The sequence below is a fragment of the Pseudomonas oryzihabitans genome (genome assembly GCF_024652905.1).
GTDB classification, from domain to species: domain Bacteria; phylum Pseudomonadota; class Gammaproteobacteria; order Pseudomonadales; family Pseudomonadaceae; genus Chryseomonas; species Chryseomonas benzopyrenica.
In genome coordinates, this window is the sequence record NZ_CP102428.1 from 3,592,561 (window position 1) to 3,609,386 (window position 16,826).

Consider the following 16,826-nt stretch of genomic DNA (forward strand, 5'->3'; position numbering starts at 1 on the left):
TTCCGGCCCTAAGGCCGGAAGTCTTGTCTCAGGTCAGCGAAGCGCTGTTAGACCTGACCGGTGACCACGATGACGCCGGTGTCGTGAGCTTGAGATTCGGTAGAACCGACGATTCCCACAACTACATCGGCACGGGTGTGACCGGTTACCAGCTGCTGTGCCCAGTACACCAGACCTTCCGCATCGGCGGTACGGCCCAGGGCACCTTGGTAGATGTCCTGAATGAACTTGGCATCAGACACATTGCTACCATGGGCTGCAGTGTATTCAGCGGAGTTGATGAAGTTGTTAGCGATGGTGGACAGGCTGGTACCACCGTTGACTTGTTGCGTGTAGAACTGCGCACCACCGGCATCAGCGTCACGGCCGAGCAATGCATCAAACATACGCAGGGCAGCACCCTCGGTCTGAGAGTTCACGATAGCAAGGCTTTCGGTACCGTTGACGCTGGCCACGAACTCAACATTGGTCAGAGTTGCTTGACCGCTGGTAGTGCTGTTCAGCACAACGCTGCCGTTAGATACAGACACGGTGTAGTTGGCCACGTTGCTGACGTTGACGATGTCATAGCCAGCGCCACCGTCGATCTTGTCGACGCCGTTACCTGCGTAGATCACGTCATTGCCAGCACCAGTGCTGACCGTGTTGGTACCGCCGTTCAGGACAACGGTGTCATTGCCACCGGCGGTGGTGATCTTGTCATTGCCGGCGCCAGCGTCGACGAAGGTATTGACGTTGTCGGTGATGGTGATGGTGTCGTTGCCCGAACCGCTCACGACAACGCGAGCTGCGTCAGAACCTTCGACGGCAGCAGTGGTGGTGACGGCAGCGGAGTTGCCGATAACGGCAGTCACGTTGGCGCTGGTGTTGAACAGGATAGCCGAGCTGTTGGCGACAACCGAGGGGATGCTCACGGTGACGTCAGTACCAGCTGCGCCCAGGTCGCTGAAGAAGGTCACTTTCGGAGCGACGATCTGACCACTGGCATCGAAGTTGACCGACAGGTTGCTACCGGTAGAGGTTGCAACCGGCAGAGTGGCGGTCGTGTTGCTCAGGTTCAGGATGGTCGAAATGGCATCGACGGTGCTGCTGCTCAGAGCGGCGTTGGAGGTCAGGGTGGTGTTCAGAGCAGAAGCGGTAATGGCGGCATCGTATTGCATGAAAAGAATCTCCTGGGTCGCGCGTCAGTTCGTGACTTGCGCGGAATGAAGCGGGGTTTGGGTGAGATCTTCCCTGGGAGACTGGTAGCGGGCAGCGTTCATCTCGATGCGGGGGGTGATCGATACATGTAAAGCAACTAGCTTGGCCTGCCCTTGTTGGGCAGTAACTTCCTGGCCGTCCACGAGGTCCTGCGGAGGGCATCCGGCAAAGACCGCCTGGGCGTCCAGAACGTATTCGGCGCGGCGCGGCCCGACCAGAGCCATGGCCACCGCGGTGATGGGTGCGCGTTTGCCGCGCGAACCCGAAAAATTGCCGCTGAGGACAGCGGGTTGCAGGACATCGGCGACCTTGCAGCTATAGGCGACGTCAACGCCCTGAGGCTTGTTGGGCCAGACGATGGCGAACCCCTCAAGACGGGCTTCTTGATCGAGGTTACCCACCCATTCGTCGGCCGTCACATCACCTTGAGCCTGAACATGCCCAATCAGCTTGAGTACCACTGGGCTGCCATGGCGCTCAGCACGAGCAGCAGCTTCAAGAGCCTTGTTGGCCACGACCGGAGCCTTGCGCTGCTGTTCGGAGCGAATGATGTCAGCAGAGGTATCGATGCGATCGACACGCAGATCGACCTGGCGCACCGGCAGATCGGCACGCTGGTATTCGGTGATAAGCAGGGTTCCAGCGCCGTTCTTGACCCGCACGATCAGCGTGTCGCCAAGACGGGAAAGGGTATTGCGGACGACCGTTTCGCCAGGAAAGAAGTCGACCGAGCTCTTGCCGATGGGGGCAGGCTGGAGACTGATAAGGCAAGGCTCCTCGGCGATCTCCTGGGATGCGTATCGAACGATATACATACCGGGCTCGAGGGTGAGCAGCCGAGTCTTGAAGGTGAAGGGTGAATCGTCCATTTGATCCATAATGCCCGTGACCGATTTCCTTAACAGCCCCGGATAGGTGCATCCGAGCCCTGGTCAAGTGCCAACCATATCACACCTTTTATGTGACGGTGCCAGCTTCTTGACGAGCTCAGAATAGGCGAATTCCGTTAAATCTCAATGTCAATTCGTATGCCGGCCACTACCGTTCGGTAGAAAAGTTCAATGGCTTTGATAGCAAAAAGCCATAAAAAAGGGTGTGTCGGCCCACAAGTTTGAAATCCCTATCACCGAAACCGGAAACTGCATACTAGACACCTGTGCTAGGGTGCGTTCCTTTTGAGCCCAGATCGATCGTGCGCATTCTGCATGTCTTCAAGACCTATCTACCCGACACCCATGGCGGAATCGAACACGTCATTCGCCAGATGTGTCTGGCTACGAGGGGCTTTGGAATCAATCACCGAATCCTGACGCTCAGCAAGCATCCTGTCCCGGAGTGCCTGGAGGTGGATGGCATTCCTGTCCGTCGCGTCAAACAGGATGTCGACTTGGCTTCGACGGGGCTCTCCTTGACCGCTTTTCGGGCCTTCTCCGAGGAGGCCCGCGCTGCCGACCTGGTGCATTTCCATTTTCCCTGGCCGTTCATGGATGTCTTGCAGCTGCTGACGCGACCCGGCAAACCCTATGTGGTGAGCTATCACTCGGACATCGTCAAGCAACGCCATCTGCTCAAGCTGTATACGCCCCTGATGCAACGCTTCCTGGGCAACTCAACCTGCGTCATCGCGGCCACCGAACCCTATCGCCAATCCAGTCCTACCTTGCAGCGTCTGGGTACGAAGGTCCGAGTGATTCCCTATGGCCTCGACCCTGCCAGCTATCCAGAGGTAGATCCGCAGCGGCTCGCGAGCTGGCGCCAGCGCCTCGGACCGCGCTATCTCCTGTTCGTAGGGGTGTTGCGCTATTACAAAGGTCTGCATCTGCTGCTCGAAGCGCTTCAGGGGCTGGATTACCCCCTGGCAATCGTAGGCGCCGGGCCGGAAGGTGAAGCGCTGCGAGCGCAATGCGAGCAGCTGGGCCTTAGAAATTGCCATTTCCTGGGACGCCAGAGCGAAGAAGATCTGGCAGCGCTCTACGCAGGTTGCGAGAGCTTCGTGTTTCCTTCGCACCTGCGTTCCGAGGCCTTTGGCATGGCGCTGCTGGAAGCAGCCATGTACGGCAAACCCATGCTCAGCTGCGAGATCGGCTCGGGCATGAGCGAGATCAACCTCAATGGGCAGACAGGGATCGGCGTGCCACCGGAGCCTGCGGCTTTGCGCGAGGGGCTGATGACACTGTGGGAGGATGCCGAGCTACGCACCCGCTACGGGCAAGCCGCACGGGCACGCTTCGAGACGCATTTTCGCAGCGAGATCATGGCCAGCAAGCTCATCAAGGTCTATCGCGAAGCCCTGGCCTGAGTGACAGCCTAGCGACCTTGCAGGGCGAGGCGATACACCTCTAGCGTCCGAGCAGCGCAGGCGCCCCAGGTGTAGTCGCGAGCGCGGCGCTCGCCCTCTTCCACTCGCTGGCTAACAGCCAAAGGATCGTCGAGGACTTCCAGCATGGCCTGGGTTATGGCCTTGGAGTCGCGTGGATCGGCCTGCAAGGCCGCATCGCCCACCACTTCCGGCAGCGACGTCGTGTTGGAGCAGATCACGGGACACCGCGCGGCGAAGGCTTCGATGGCCGGCAGTCCGAAGCCTTCGAACAACGACATGAACACCAGAGCTGCTGCGCTCTGCAGCAGGGCGATGACTTCATCCTGGAGCAGATATTCCAGCCATTTGCCTTCGCCCCTGGCCTCCAGAGCACGCAGTTCCTCGACCAGAGTCTCGGCGCGCCAGCCGTTACGACCGACCACGACCAGGGGATGCCGCTTGCGCAGCGCCTCGGGTAGCTGGGCATGAGCTGCAAGAACAGCCGCAAGATTCTTGCGCGGTTGCAGGGTGCCGACGAAGAGGAAAAAGCCAGGCTCTAGGCCATGCTTGCGCAGTACCTCATGGCGCGCGACGTCGGATTGCCGGCTGAAGTAGTGCCCGTCCACGCCGAGTGGCGTGACATGGACCCGCTCTTCCGCAATGCCCAGCAATCTGACGATGTCTCTCTTGCTGTACTCCGAGATGGTGATGACCTGATCGGCCCAGCCCACGCTCTGGTTGAACAGCCAATTCTTCAATCTGCGCAGCTTGAGCGTGACCCACTCGGGATGAATCTGCGGAATCAGGTCCATCACGCTGGCCACCATCGCCACATTCTTGAGCCGAGGAATGTGATGATCAGGCGCGTGGAAGATATCGACTTCGTTCGCCAGGCGCTGGTCGACCTGGCGATCAGCACCCAGCAGCGCGTTCTTCAGAACGAACTTGGGGAAGTGCGGTGCCAGGCTGACAGGTACGCCGCAATCAAGAGGCGGGGTATCTACGCCAAAGGTATAGGGGCGAATCCGGACATCTGAGCGGCCTGTGAACGCTTGGGACAGGGACTGGGTATAGATGCCGATCCCATCAAGATGCCCCTTGGCTACCCCAGAAGACCAGACCGTGCTGCCCAGTCCGACTTTCAATACCGTCAATGGACGCTCCTCAAAGACCTGTACAGATCTTCGAGCGTCCGCTCCAGCGAGATTAGCTCCCTAGTCCCCACGATCTTGCGCAGACGTGCGTCACTGCCACGGAGCGTCGGAATCTCGTTAGCCCGAACGAAGGCCGGGTTGACGCGCACCTCTATCGAGTAACCGGCAATACGCTCCATCATCTCGATAATGGCACGTAGCGCCGTTGCCTTGCCCGAGCAGACGTTGACGGGACTGGAGCGATGGTCGCTGTCGAGCAGCCCCAGGTAAGCCTGCGCAAGGTCGCGAACATCGGAGAAGTCCCGACTCACGTCCAAGTTGCCCAGCTCGATCACGCGTTCGCCGCGGGCAAAATGGCCAACGATCTTTGGGATGAGAAAGCGCTCGTCCTGGCCTGGCCCGGTGTAGTTGAATGGCCGAGTTACGACGATGGGCAGACGGTCGTACCAGGTAGCGACCATATGCTCCATGGCCAGTTTGCTGCAGGCGTAGTGATTGACCGGTGCCGGACAAACCGATTCATCGATCACTTCGATGCCCGGAGTTCCATAGATGTTGGCGCTGCTGGCGATCAGCACCCGCTGAGGTTGACGCGCGAGAGCGCCCAGCGCCTCGAGCAAATTCAGGGTGCCGAACAGGTTCACCCGGTAAAAGGCTTCCTGGTCGGCATGCCCGACAAAGGCCAACGCCGCCAGATGAATAACCCAGTCTGGTTGCACCTGAGCTACGGCAGCGACGACCGCTGCCTTGTCGGTGAGATCGCATGCCAGGGTGACATCCGCATCGGTAGTACTACTACCGAATCCGACTACCTTGAATCCCCGTGCCTTGAGCGCCTGGATAAGATAGCGTCCCGTAAAGCCCGATGCGCCTGTGACCAGAGCGGTTGGCATGCCTATCCCCTTAGTTAGAACGAGAAGCCTTGTTCGTTACGACGCAGGTCAGCCTCGACCATCATCTGGCAGAGCTGCTCAAGAGTGGTCTTGGGCTCCCAACCCAGCTCGCGCTTGGCCTTCTCGGGATCGCCGATCAGCAGATCCACTTCAGCGGGACGGTGGAATTTCGGATTCACGGCGACAACCTTCTTGCCGCTGCGGGTGCAGTAGCCTTCTTCCTTGTCCGCTTCGCCCTTCCACTCAAGCTGGATATCCACGGCCTTGGCCGCCAGGCTGACGAAGTCACGCACGGTCTCGGTGCGGTTGGTAGCCAGTACATAGGTGTCCGGCTTGTCGGCCTGCAGCATCCGCCACATGCCCTCGACGTATTCCTTGGCGAAGCCCCAGTCGCGCTTGGCGTCGAGGTTGCCCAACTCCAGCACGTCCAGCTTGCCCAGCTTGATCTTGGCAATGCTGTCGGTGATCTTGCGGGTCACGAATTCGCGGCCGCGCAGCGGGGATTCGTGGTTGAAGAGAATGCCGCTAGTGCCGAAGATGCCGTAGGACTCGCGGTAGTTGATGGTCATCCAGTGGGCATAGAGCTTGGCCACGCCGTAGGGGCTGCGCGGATAGAAAGGCGTGCTCTCGATCTGCGGAATCGCCTGGACCTTACCGAACATCTCCGAAGTGGATGCCTGGTAGAAGCGGATCTTCGGATTGACGATGCGGATGGCTTCGAGCAGGTTCACCGGACCGACACCGGTGATTTCAGCAGTGGTTACCGGTTGGTCGAAGGAAACGCCCACGAAGCTCTGGGCAGCGAGGTTGTACACCTCGGTCGCCTCGGTGGTCTGCAACAGGCGAATGCTGGCGGACAGATCGGTCAGGTCGTACTCGACCAAGTGCAGATTGGGATGGCCGGCGACACCCACTTCTTCGATGCGCCAGAAGTTGACCGAGCTGGTACGGCGATAGGTACCGTAGACGGTATAGCCTTTCTCCAGCAGCAGTTGGGCCAGGTAGGCACCGTCTTGGCCCGTGATGCCGGTAATGATTGCTTTCATCGTTGATATCTCACGCTTCAAATTAGGGTTTTCAGTAGATTTTCGGCACTTGTCTTCCATGACAGCCAAGGCATATCGCGGGACATCGGCTGACTATTGTCCTTGCTCAGCCTGCTCCATTCCACAAGCGCACTGGCGAGTTCCGATGAATTAGAAGCCTTGAAATAGAAGGCATGGTCACCGGCAACTTCCCGAAATACAGGAATGTCCCGCGCAATTATAGGCAGCTCGTGCTGTGCCGCTTCAATCAACGGCAAACCGAAGCCTTCGTCCAGCGACGCGGCTATCAAGGCATCACAGCTCGAATAGAGCTGCTCCAGATACTCGTCACTGATGGAGTCGAACCAAAACAATCTCCGATTCAGTTCAGGGTGGGCGATCAGGCGGCTAACCAAACCCTCGACCATCCAGCCTGACTTACCGACGATGACCAAGATACAGTCATGCCCATCGCGCCACAGTTGCTCCATCGCCTCAAGGACCTGCGTGTGAGCCTTGCGCGGCTCCAGCGTTCCCACCATCAGGAAACTCGTCGTGCCCCGTATGGCAGCCAGGCGCTGGGGCGCATCGGGTGGCAGGCCCGTGGTGGGCGTGGAGTTGCCTATGTCGCCGCCATTGTGAGAAACGGCCAGCTTCGGAAGGTTTTCGACGGCGAAGCCAAGGGAAGGCATCATTTCACGAACCGCTGCCGCAGTGGCCGCAGAGACGCAGACCAGACCATCGAACTGACCGATGATCTTCAGCCATTGCTCGAAGATATCCGGGGCGCCTGGCAAGAAGCACTCGGGCATCGTGATAGGAAGAAGATCGTGAACCAGGAACGAAAGCTTAACGCCCGCGCGATGCAGGGCCTGGTAATAACTCTCCTGCTCTCGCACCACGGTAGGCTGTAAATCCAGACCGAAGAAGACATCGCCGGCCTTGGCCGATACTGGGTCGTCCTGCAGATTCGCATCTGGGCAGCCCAGGAACCTCAACGAGAAGCGCCGTGCATAGCGGTAACCCGGCTTGCCGATGGTGGCGTAGACCGGCTCGATGCGTATTCCCGCGGGCTGATTGCGCATCCATTCTCCCAGGATACCGCGGACGACTCGCTGAATTCCGCTCCCCACGTCGCGCTGGACGAGCTCGGAGATATCAACCAGTAGCTGCCGCTGGTGATAAGGGGAGCGATACGAATAGTCGAAGGAGCGAGCGACATCAATGTGCAGATTCGTAGAGGTGATGTCCGACTGCGCAAGGCGCGCCACCAGTTTGCCGACTGCATTGCCGCGCTCGTAAAAGCGCTCGATACTCTGCCAGTAGCGATCGGCACACGCCCGCGGAGCGTGATCCTGATGCACGGTCTGCTGACCACGGGTTGCTAACGATTGTCGCAGCCCGGCGTCCCGCCACAGGCGTTCCAGCGCGTTGATCAAGGCGTCGTCGGTAAAATCGTCCGCGAGCTTGATCGTAGAGTCGTCCGGCAGATCCGCCATGCTGCCATTGGCATTCACGACCAGAGGGATGCCGTAATTAAGGCAATCCAATGCAGACGCTGACGTCTCCCCACGCGAGAGCGTTCTGAGCTGTACGCCTACATCTGCAATGCTCAGGTAACTCTTAAATACTGTCGCATCGGTCCAACCGGCGATCTTAATGTTGGCCGGCTGACTGCTGTTCGCAATCTTTCGCTCGATGCTCTTTCCATAGTCATTTGCAGCATTTTCGCCCACGAAGACCAGGTAGCAAGAGCGCTCCTTCGACAGTGACGATCGATTCCAAGCATCCAGCAAGCGGTCATTGAGCTTGGTCGGTCCCAGCAAGCCAAAGCTTGCGACGATGAAATCGTCCGGGGCGAACCCCAAGGAGTGACGAATCTCGCCCAGATCTTTCCCGCCCTGCCGCGACGGCTCGCGTAGCAGAGGAACAATCGACCAGTCGGCTCCAGCTGACGCGCCGTACCAGTCCTTTGCCATACGTCGCGAACTATCGGAGTGCACAATCACGCCCAGAGCGTTTTCCAGCACGGGCAGGTTGCAGGGATAACGCCAGACCACGTCTGCGGTGTCTTGCGCGGTAAAGCGGTTCTGGACCGCCGCATAGCCGTGAGAGCGATACAGCGACTGCACCCATAGTCCGGGTACCAGCCCGTGAGCTTCGAGATGGGCCACGACTCCCGACAGAAAAAAATCGTGGAGGACGACCACGCCAGGAAAGCGTTGCAACAGCGGGAACATCTGCTCGTGCAGCAGCGAATTACCGAAGTGATAGAGGATACGGTCATAGCGGCCAGCGTGCCGGACGAACCACTCCACCGACCGGATCGAACAGATAGACGTGATACCGACCCCATCTATAGCGGGCTGATCGGTAATGAGATCGATCTCGTAATGTCGACTCAGGTCCGGGATTAACTCGGCGCTGTAGTCGCTGATGCCGCTTCGCGCAGGCGGTAGAGGCGAAAAATAAGCTAACCGAGGGCGTGCGGCACCGCCCCTGGGCAAGGTCTCGATCTGCGCCTGGATCAGAGGATTGATAGCTTGCCAGGTACGCGTCGCCGTGGCCGCCCAGGAGAAGGCTTGGCTCTGCTTGGTCGCATGGCGCTCGAGGTCACGGCGAAAGTCTCCATCGAGCAATAACTGTTCGATCTTCCCCGCCATCGCGTCGGTGTCATAAGGATCGAATAGTGCATCCGCGCGACCTATCACTTCAGGCAAGCTGGAGGTATTGGCCGCGATCACAGCCTTGCCGCAACTCATGGCTTCGAGTGCAGGCAAGCCGAAGCCTTCGTGCCAGGAAGGAAAGACAAAGGCCTTGCAGGCGCTGTAGAGCGCGACAAGGTCTGCCTCGGGGACATAACCGGTGAAAACCAGCTCGTCATCGGCTAGGCCCACCCGCTTGGCCAACCCCGTCAGGCGCTGCCGATCCTGTTCATGGATAGAGCAGACAATGGCCAGCTGATGGTCGTTTCTTACCACCTGGGACAGTTTGGCGTAGCTCTCAATCAGCCTCTCGATATTCTTACGGTGATCGATACCACCGGTGTAAAGCAAGAACTCGCGCTTTAGCGCATAACGTTCCAGCAACGACGCCCGCGCCTCATCGGCCAGTTGTTGCGGCACGAAGCCTGCGTCCGCAGCCGTAGAGATATTAACGACACTTTCTGGTGGCAGCCCGAGAAAATCCAGCGCCTCGCGCCGGGAGGAATCCGAAATGGACAACACCCGAGCGGCTCTGCGCAGGTGATTCAGCTTGCTTTCATACCAGCGCTCGACCTTGGGGTTTTCCAGGTAGACGGATCTGTTGATCAACGGAATGAGATCGTACAGCACAACCACAGTAGGCACAGTGCTATCCAGCATGCCTATGCTGGTCACGGCATCGTCCACCAGTCCTTCGAACAGGCTGAGCACCAGTACCAAGCTGGGATTGAGGCTGATGATGAATGCCTCTCTGACCCACTCCGCCGCCTGGCGCTGCTGCTCGGTACTTTCGTGTAGAAAGGCCGTATGTCTCGGCGCCGTCCATACACGCAGGTTTTCGGCCGGCAGCAGCTCGACAAAATGCTTCCTGAGGGGCGCGATGGTCTCGGGAAAGGCATCCGACAGCAGCAGGATAATCTCGTATCCGCCGCCAGCCTTGATGAGGCCTTCGACCAGGGACAGCGCATAGCGCCCGATCCCGCGCTTGCGGTTCTCCGCTTGCGCCGCTTGCAAATCAATAACTACCCGCATCAGCCGATATCCTTCGTGTTCGAGCCTTGCCTTGCATCCAGTAACGCGAGAATGTGCCGCGCTCCAGAGGTGAGTTCGTCACGGTCCAGTGGCGGGGTCTCATTATCGTAAAGGTGCTGGGACTGCGCAGGCGATGTCGGACTGGCAACGAAGCGACGATGCAGCTTGCGCATGACGCCGTGTAGAAAGGGAGTCTTGCGCAGGGTCGCCGAAAGCGTCTTCAGCAGGCGCGGATGGCGATACAGCCAAGACAAAGCATAGGCCAGACTCTTGCGAATGGCCGCCTTCGCCGCGGAGCCGTCGGCGGGGCTCCCCCTCAAGAGCCTACGAGAAAGGCGGTGTCCCAGTCTCCCGGCGAAACGCCAAGGCCGGGTAAGCTGCCACGAGCTGCTTGCATGAATCGCTGTTACTCGAGCTTCAGCATCGACCGCGCGACGCCACCAATGATGCGCGTTGCCCAACGATTCATTGAGCCGCTCATTCAACAGCGCCGTCTCGTCCTTGCTCTGCGCCAGTTCAGATGTCATCTGAGCAATGACGTATTCAAGATCGACCTTTGCAGCCTCGACCGCGGCGGCGCGTGCATCCAGCACCGGAACCTCGGTTGCGAGGGTCTCGATACGAGTTCGCGCCGCCAGCAGTTCGGCTTCTTGCTGCTCGGACAGTTGCTGCAGCCGCTCTTTCTCATGAGCGACTTCCTGCAGTTGCCCTTTGAGCAGGCCATAGTAGGGCTGCGAAGCTGTTCCACTGAGAAAGAACTCATCAAAGATACTGACCGGCACCTGAAAGTGATCGAGAAGGCCTGAGCGGCTCTCGTGCACGTAGTAGCGATTCAATCCGTCGAAATAGGCGTAGTGATAACCCTTTTCCAAGACCATCGCTTCCCAGGCGGCATGGGTCTGCGTTTGGGTTCCAGGCGCAGTGCTTTCGATCAGTAATATCCACGGTCTGACTGGCGAAGACTTCCAACTCTCGAGTACCTGCTTCTCGAAGCCTTCAACATCGACCTTCAGCCAATGCACGACCTTGTAGTCATAGCGGTCAAGCAGCGTGTCCAGGCCTAGCACCTCAACCTGGGTTTCGACGACGGCGCAACCTGCCTGCCGATGACGATCGGCGATTGCAACGTCCGCGGTGGAGAGCCCGGTATCTGGAATCTGGAAAAAGGTCATGCTCCCTTCGGGAGTGCCTATAGCCAACCGCTCCACGGTCTCGTCAGGGCGTTCCTTTTCCAGCAGCGCCGCGTACTGCGGCGTAGGCTCGACGTGAACGCCGCGCCAGCCATTGCGGTAAAAGGCGAAGCTGACCGAATCGACAATCGGATCTTGGGCGCCGATGTCGATGTAGAAACCATGCTTGATGCCCTTCAGCGCCCGCCACAATAAGACGTCTTCGAAGTTTTGCGCATAAGAGACGAATGTCATGCCACGGTCACCTCGATCACTGGGTCCATCCAGGCACAACCCGCAAAGTGATGCTTGTCGACATTCATGACATTGAACACAAGCGCCATGTCGCGCCACTCATAATTGTTGACCAGATGAGTATCCGTACTGCACAGCGCAGTTTGAACGGAGTAACTTCCTGGACCGAGATTCATGTCGAAGGCGACCTTGAATTCGACGCACTCACCCGCTTTGACGTTGTCGAGCGCCTGATCCTTGAGATGGGTATTAGTGCCGTACATGACTTGACCAAGCCGGTCCTTGATGCCGTAACCTAGCACCAAGCGTTCGACGTCCTGATGGGCGCGAGCCACGATTCTCAAGGTAACCGGCTGACCTACATCCACGTATTCGATGGGGGCTCCAGCGGCGTTCAGAATGGCTATTTCTTCGACCGTAATTTCGCCAGTTCCCGAAACAGTCTGCGTTCTACCATCGGCCATCTGCTTGATCTGTACTGTGCTATTTTCCTTTTCAGCGATCAGAGCATTGTAGAAGTCCATGACTTCCTCCGGCGCACCATCTTTGATGACAGTACCTTTTTCCAGCAGAATGGCGCGATCGCATAGAACCTGAATTGAAGCCCGATCATGCGATACGATGAGCAGCGTCGTCCCCTGCTCCTGAAATTCCTTAATTCGATTGAAACTCTTGTGCTGGAAATAGGCATCGCCTACTGACAGCGCTTCGTCCACGATGAGAATTTCCGGGCGGAATGCGGTTGCGACCGCAAATGCCACACGCATTTGCATGCCGCTCGAATAGGTTCTTACCGCTTCATCGAAGTAATGACCAATTTCGGCGAATTCATAGATATTGGGCATCACCTTACGGATCTGTTCCGCCGAATAGCCCATGAGCCCTGCCGCGTGATAAGCATTTTGCCGGCCCGTCAGCTCGGGATTGAAGCCCATCCCAAGTTCGAGAATGGCCGCAATTCGGCCATTCACCTTAATGCTGCCTTCGGTAGGCTGGAGGGTACCGGTGATCATTTTAAGCAGCGTCGACTTGCCGGCTCCGTTCTGGCCAACGATACCGATCGCCTGTCCGGCCTCGATCGTAAAGTTGACATTCTTCAATACCCACACCTCTTCAGCAGGTACTGTCTTCATGCCAAACCAGCGGGCAAACCTCTGCCACTCCGAGCGATAGTTGCGGTAGGCCTTACCTATCCCGGAAACCTGCATGAGACTCATAGCGCATCCACCATCTCGGGCGCGGCCCGGCGAAACACGAAGAGGCCGAGCGCCATCAGCGCCAGGGAAATCAGAAAGGCCGACAACATGCCTTCAATACCTGGAACCTTTCCATAGACCAGAATATCGTGGTAACCCCCGACGATCTTGTACATCGGATTGTAGGCGACCAGATTCTTAACGCTTTCCGGTATCACGTTCAACGGATAAACAATCGGAGTAAACCAAAAAAGCACCTGCAAGAAGATAGGAACTACCTGACCAATGTCTCTGATAAAGACATTGAGCACGCCAAGCAGCAAGCCGATGCCCACCGCCAGAGCAACGACGAACACCGTCATCGGAAAGATCCAGAGGATTTCCAATCCCGGTCGATTTCCCATCAATACGAAAACCACCAGGATGCACACAAGAAGGATGGCGTAGTTTATCAGGCATGACCCCACCACGATTACCGGCAGGGTAATTCGGGGAAAACGCATCTTCTTGATGAGGCCACCGTTGTCGATGAATACGGTAAGACAACGACCGACAATCTCAGAAAACAGCGTCCAAGCTAGGATGCCAGCCATTAGATACATGGCATAAGCATATTTATTATCGATGCCCGGCAACTTTGCGGCGAGCAGATTCGATAGAATCAGCGCATAGATTGCCACCTGCACCAAGGGATGAATAACCATCCACACACCGCCTAAACGGCTCCTGGAAAACCGGCTGACAAACTCATTGCGTATAGAGGACATGATGAAGCCTCTATACATATAAATACTTTTCAGTAAGCCACCCATTTTTGCTCCTTCATTTGCAGCGAATACGACTCTCTAGAGCGTCATGCGTCTTCGCGAAAAACTGATTGGCCGCTGATACCTGCCTCACCGAGCAGGCCAGGAAAAGGTTGACTCACTCGCTCGGCGCTTAAACGAGCAGGTCCGGGCGACCACTGGATTGACTGCCTTGGCGAGCCAGGGAGGCATCGACGGGACCGGGACCGCGGTCGGCTTGGTATCTGGGCAGACGGACAGATGCCCGGAGAGGCTTTCCTCATTAGGACTCGAGCGAGTAGCCGACATCGCGATCAGTAGGGTGAACAACAAGGCTAGGTCGCACATGAGTCTAAAGGCTATCTATTGCCGGCGGTGATGTGGAACGGTGTGAGCCCTGAGCACCGGGCAAGCCCTGTGTCCCTGACGCACTGCCCTGCACGAAAACAGGACGGGATTCTACAGGTTTGCGCGCCACAGGTCTGATGAACCGCGCTTTTTGAGATATCCATCGATCTCGCGATGCAGCTTCAGCGGTCGCTCAGACCTGGTAGCCGACAATAAGTTTGCCGGACTACCTGGAGTGCCCAGCGCGACTCTCGCCGTCGTAAGGCCTGCGAAAAATTCTTCATCCGAAGAAACGACGTCTGGCGAATGGGGCCCAGGTAGCGCCGGTCGGTGGGACAACGCTCGTAAAGACTACACAGCGTTTGTGCTGGATTCGCCCCGCTGACAACATGGCGCCTGAGATCCCACTCATCGCCTTCGTCTAAAGAATTCGTCAAGACGTCAGATATCAGGGCCACGGCTCGGAGAAAAGATCGCGCTGCCTGAGACCAGGCCGCCCGTCGACGCTCGCTCCGCTTCCGCGTCCTCTACTGACTATGGCGATTGGCACCGATGAAAGCCCTCACCCCCCGCTTTTTCTCCCTTGCACTATCGATCTTGGTAGCCAGTTGCGCACTCTTTGGCAAGGTCGAGCAGGCTCGCGCTCAGGGGATACCGCTGGTGGGTCTGAACCTGTCGGGTGCTGGCTTTGCAGCCCGAGTCCTACCCGGAGTCAACGGAACCCATTACATCTTTCCAGTGGAAGCTTACTTCAGCCAATGGAGTGCGCGCGGAGTAAAGCTGATTCGCTTCCCGATCATTTGGGAGCGCTTGCAACCCACCCTTGGCGGCGCGCTGGATCCCACCTATGCAGCCCTTATCGACCGCACCTTCGGCTATGCCAACAAATACGGCATGAAAATCATCTTAGATTTGCATAACTACATGCGCTATCGAGGCGTAGTCATAGGCACAGGCAATGTTTCCTATGCACATTACCAAGATGTCATGACACGGATTGCACAACGCTGGAGTCCTCAACCCTCCCTTTTTGCATACGACGTCATGAACGAACCTCATGACGCACTAGCCCAGTGGGTGGTAGCTGCTCAAACCGCCATCAATGCCGTAAGGTCAATCGACTCCAAGCGCCCCGTCGTGATCGAAGGCAATGGCTGGGCGGAAGCGACTCGCTGGCCTCAATGGAACGATAACCTCCTCGCCCTCAAGGATCCTGCCGATAACCTGATATTCCAAGCGCATACCTATTTCGACGGGGAAGGCGGAGGTGGCAACTACGCCAACCCTAGCGCCAGCGCGTATCCGGACAATTATGGCGTTGAGCGAGTAAGGCCCTTCGTGGAGTGGCTTAAGAAAAACGGCAAACGCGGCATGATTGGGGAATTTGGCGTACCGGACAGTGATCCACGCTGGAATGTCATCATGGGTCGGATGCTGGCCTACCTGAAACAAAATTGTATTCCGGCAACCTATTGGGCGGCCGGCCCAGGCTGGGCAAATTATAATCTCGCTGTGGAGCCTATCAATGGCGTGGATCGACCGCAGTGGACGGTCCTAAAACAATATCTCGATGATTCCAGCTGTTCCAGGATAGGCCCTATAGCAGTCACCAGCCAAATCCCGAATGTAACGGAGGGTTCGAGCCATACCCAGGAGATTGCCGGAGTCTATCGCGATTATCTAGGTCGAGAAGCCGACCCAGCGGGATTGATGTATTGGTCTAGTCAGATAGCAAATGGAAATCTAACACTGGCTGGTGTTATCAACAGCATCATGCTCAGTACGGAATATCAAAACCGTATTACGGTCGAGAGACTTTACCAGAGCTATTTGGGACGCAGCGCGGATAGCGCAGGCCTTAGTTATTGGGCTGGCCTGCTAAATAGTGGAGCCATGACCACCAACTCAGTCGCCGCAGCACTTATTGGTAGCGTGGAATATCAAGGAAATCTCCAGGTAACGCTCAACCAGCTTTACATTTCCTTTCTTGGTCGACCTGCTGATAAGGAAGGCTTGAGCTACTGGGCGCAACGAATATCCGACGGCAGCATGAACTTAGCGACGGTCAAAGCAGCCATTGCTGGCAGCGCCGAGAGTGTAGCTCACACTCAGGACTCTATACGTCAGCTCTATCAAAGCCTCTTGGGACGAGACGCCGACAACAGTGGATTGAAGACTTGGACATCACAGGTGACCAGCGGCTCCATGACGTTGGATGATGTTGTGACTGCGATCAAGGGCAGTGCCGAATACCGCAGCCGGCAATCCTGACAAGGCGCATCTAGGCTGCCCCCGCCCCACCGCGCCGATCGATCTTCCGATTCAGGATGATCGAGGTCTGGGTCTGCTTGACCCCGTCGAGGTTGCCGATGCGGTCGAGCAGTTCGTCGAGCTTTTCGTGGGTGGTGCAGCGCAGGAAGGCCAGGTAGTCGAACTGGCCGCTGACCGAGGAGACCTCCTCGACCTCGACCATCTTTTCCAGGGCGCGGATGACGCCGGCGGTGCTGCGCGGCAGGACGCTGATGGCGCAGTAGGCGCGTACGGCGGCCTGTTCCAGTTCCGAGCCCAGGCGCAGGCCGTAGCCCTGGATGATGCCGTCGCGCTCCAGGCGCGCCAAGCGGGTGACTACGGTGGTGCGTGCCAGGCCCAGCTGGCGGGCCAGGGTGGCGTTGGAGGCGCGGGCGTTCTGTTGCAGCAGGTGGATGAGCTGCCAGTCGGTCGGATCGAGTTTGGTGAACATCGTGGCTGCCTGCCGGGGGCGGGCG

Annotated in this window: 12 protein-coding genes; 2 read left to right on the top strand and 10 right to left on the bottom strand. The window is 57.7% G+C overall.

From position 1 onward, the window contains the following. Positions 1 to 47 precede the first annotated feature (47 nt). Positions 48 to 1,160, bottom strand: coding sequence for a DUF4214 domain-containing protein (locus NRG74_RS16635; protein ID WP_257704840.1), 1,113 nt, complete (start codon positions 1,158 to 1,160; stop codon positions 48 to 50). A gap of 24 nt (positions 1,161 to 1,184) precedes the next feature. Then, entirely contained in the window at positions 1,185 to 2,069 is an 885-nt protein-coding gene (locus NRG74_RS16640; RefSeq protein ID WP_257704841.1) for a cell wall-binding repeat 2 family protein, read from the bottom strand. A 323-nt stretch (positions 2,070 to 2,392) separates the two neighbouring features. Here NRG74_RS16640 and NRG74_RS16645 point away from each other — a divergent pair, with 323 nt between their 5' ends. Next, complete coding sequence (locus NRG74_RS16645) at positions 2,393 to 3,499, top strand: glycosyltransferase (RefSeq protein WP_257704842.1); 1,107 nt, start codon at positions 2,393 to 2,395, stop codon at positions 3,497 to 3,499. Positions 3,500 to 3,507: 8 nt separating this feature from the next. Here NRG74_RS16645 and NRG74_RS16650 read toward each other — a convergent pair whose 3' ends face one another. The 7 genes from NRG74_RS16650 to NRG74_RS16680 are packed head-to-tail and all read right to left on the bottom strand — an operon-like array spanning position 3,508 to position 13,740. Further along, positions 3,508 to 4,644 (bottom strand): glycosyltransferase family 4 protein, encoded by a 1,137-nt coding sequence (locus tag NRG74_RS16650; protein WP_257706607.1) that lies wholly within the window; start codon positions 4,642 to 4,644, stop codon positions 3,508 to 3,510. A 5-nt stretch (positions 4,645 to 4,649) separates the two neighbouring features. Next, positions 4,650 to 5,546 (bottom strand): NAD-dependent epimerase/dehydratase family protein, encoded by an 897-nt coding sequence (locus tag NRG74_RS16655; protein WP_257704843.1) that lies wholly within the window; start codon positions 5,544 to 5,546, stop codon positions 4,650 to 4,652. Between the two features lie 14 nt (positions 5,547 to 5,560). After that, on the bottom strand, positions 5,561 to 6,592 hold the full coding sequence (gene gmd / locus NRG74_RS16660) for a GDP-mannose 4,6-dehydratase (protein WP_132832635.1): 1,032 nt from the start codon (positions 6,590 to 6,592) through the stop codon (positions 5,561 to 5,563). Positions 6,593 to 6,609: 17 nt separating this feature from the next. Further along, complete coding sequence (locus NRG74_RS16665) at positions 6,610 to 10,308, bottom strand: glycosyltransferase (protein ID WP_257704844.1); 3,699 nt, start codon at positions 10,306 to 10,308, stop codon at positions 6,610 to 6,612. Then, positions 10,308 to 11,732 carry an FkbM family methyltransferase gene (locus NRG74_RS16670; RefSeq protein ID WP_231355420.1) on the bottom strand — a complete coding sequence of 475 codons (1,425 nt, stop codon included), beginning with the start codon at positions 11,730 to 11,732 and terminating at the stop codon, positions 10,308 to 10,310. Before NRG74_RS16670 ends, NRG74_RS16665 begins: the two co-directional genes overlap by 1 nt. Next, positions 11,729 to 12,949: an ABC transporter ATP-binding protein gene (locus NRG74_RS16675; RefSeq protein WP_231355421.1), complete on the bottom strand. Its 1,221-nt coding sequence runs from the start codon at positions 12,947 to 12,949 to the stop codon at positions 11,729 to 11,731. The genes NRG74_RS16670 and NRG74_RS16675 overlap by 4 nt, the downstream gene beginning before the upstream one ends. After that, positions 12,946 to 13,740 (bottom strand): ABC transporter permease, encoded by a 795-nt coding sequence (locus NRG74_RS16680; RefSeq protein WP_257704845.1) that lies wholly within the window; start codon positions 13,738 to 13,740, stop codon positions 12,946 to 12,948. The genes NRG74_RS16675 and NRG74_RS16680 overlap by 4 nt, the downstream gene beginning before the upstream one ends. Before the next feature lie 873 nt (positions 13,741 to 14,613). On the opposite strand from NRG74_RS16680, the gene NRG74_RS16685 reads away from it, so the two are divergent. Continuing rightward, positions 14,614 to 16,332 carry a cellulase family glycosylhydrolase gene (locus NRG74_RS16685; RefSeq protein WP_257704846.1) on the top strand — a complete coding sequence of 573 codons (1,719 nt, stop codon included), beginning with the start codon at positions 14,614 to 14,616 and terminating at the stop codon, positions 16,330 to 16,332. 10 nt (positions 16,333 to 16,342) lie between these two features. On the opposite strand, the gene NRG74_RS16690 is transcribed toward NRG74_RS16685, so the two are convergent. Then, entirely contained in the window at positions 16,343 to 16,801 is a 459-nt protein-coding gene (locus NRG74_RS16690; protein ID WP_144954581.1) for an Lrp/AsnC family transcriptional regulator, read from the bottom strand. Positions 16,802 to 16,826: the final 25 nt, after the last annotated feature.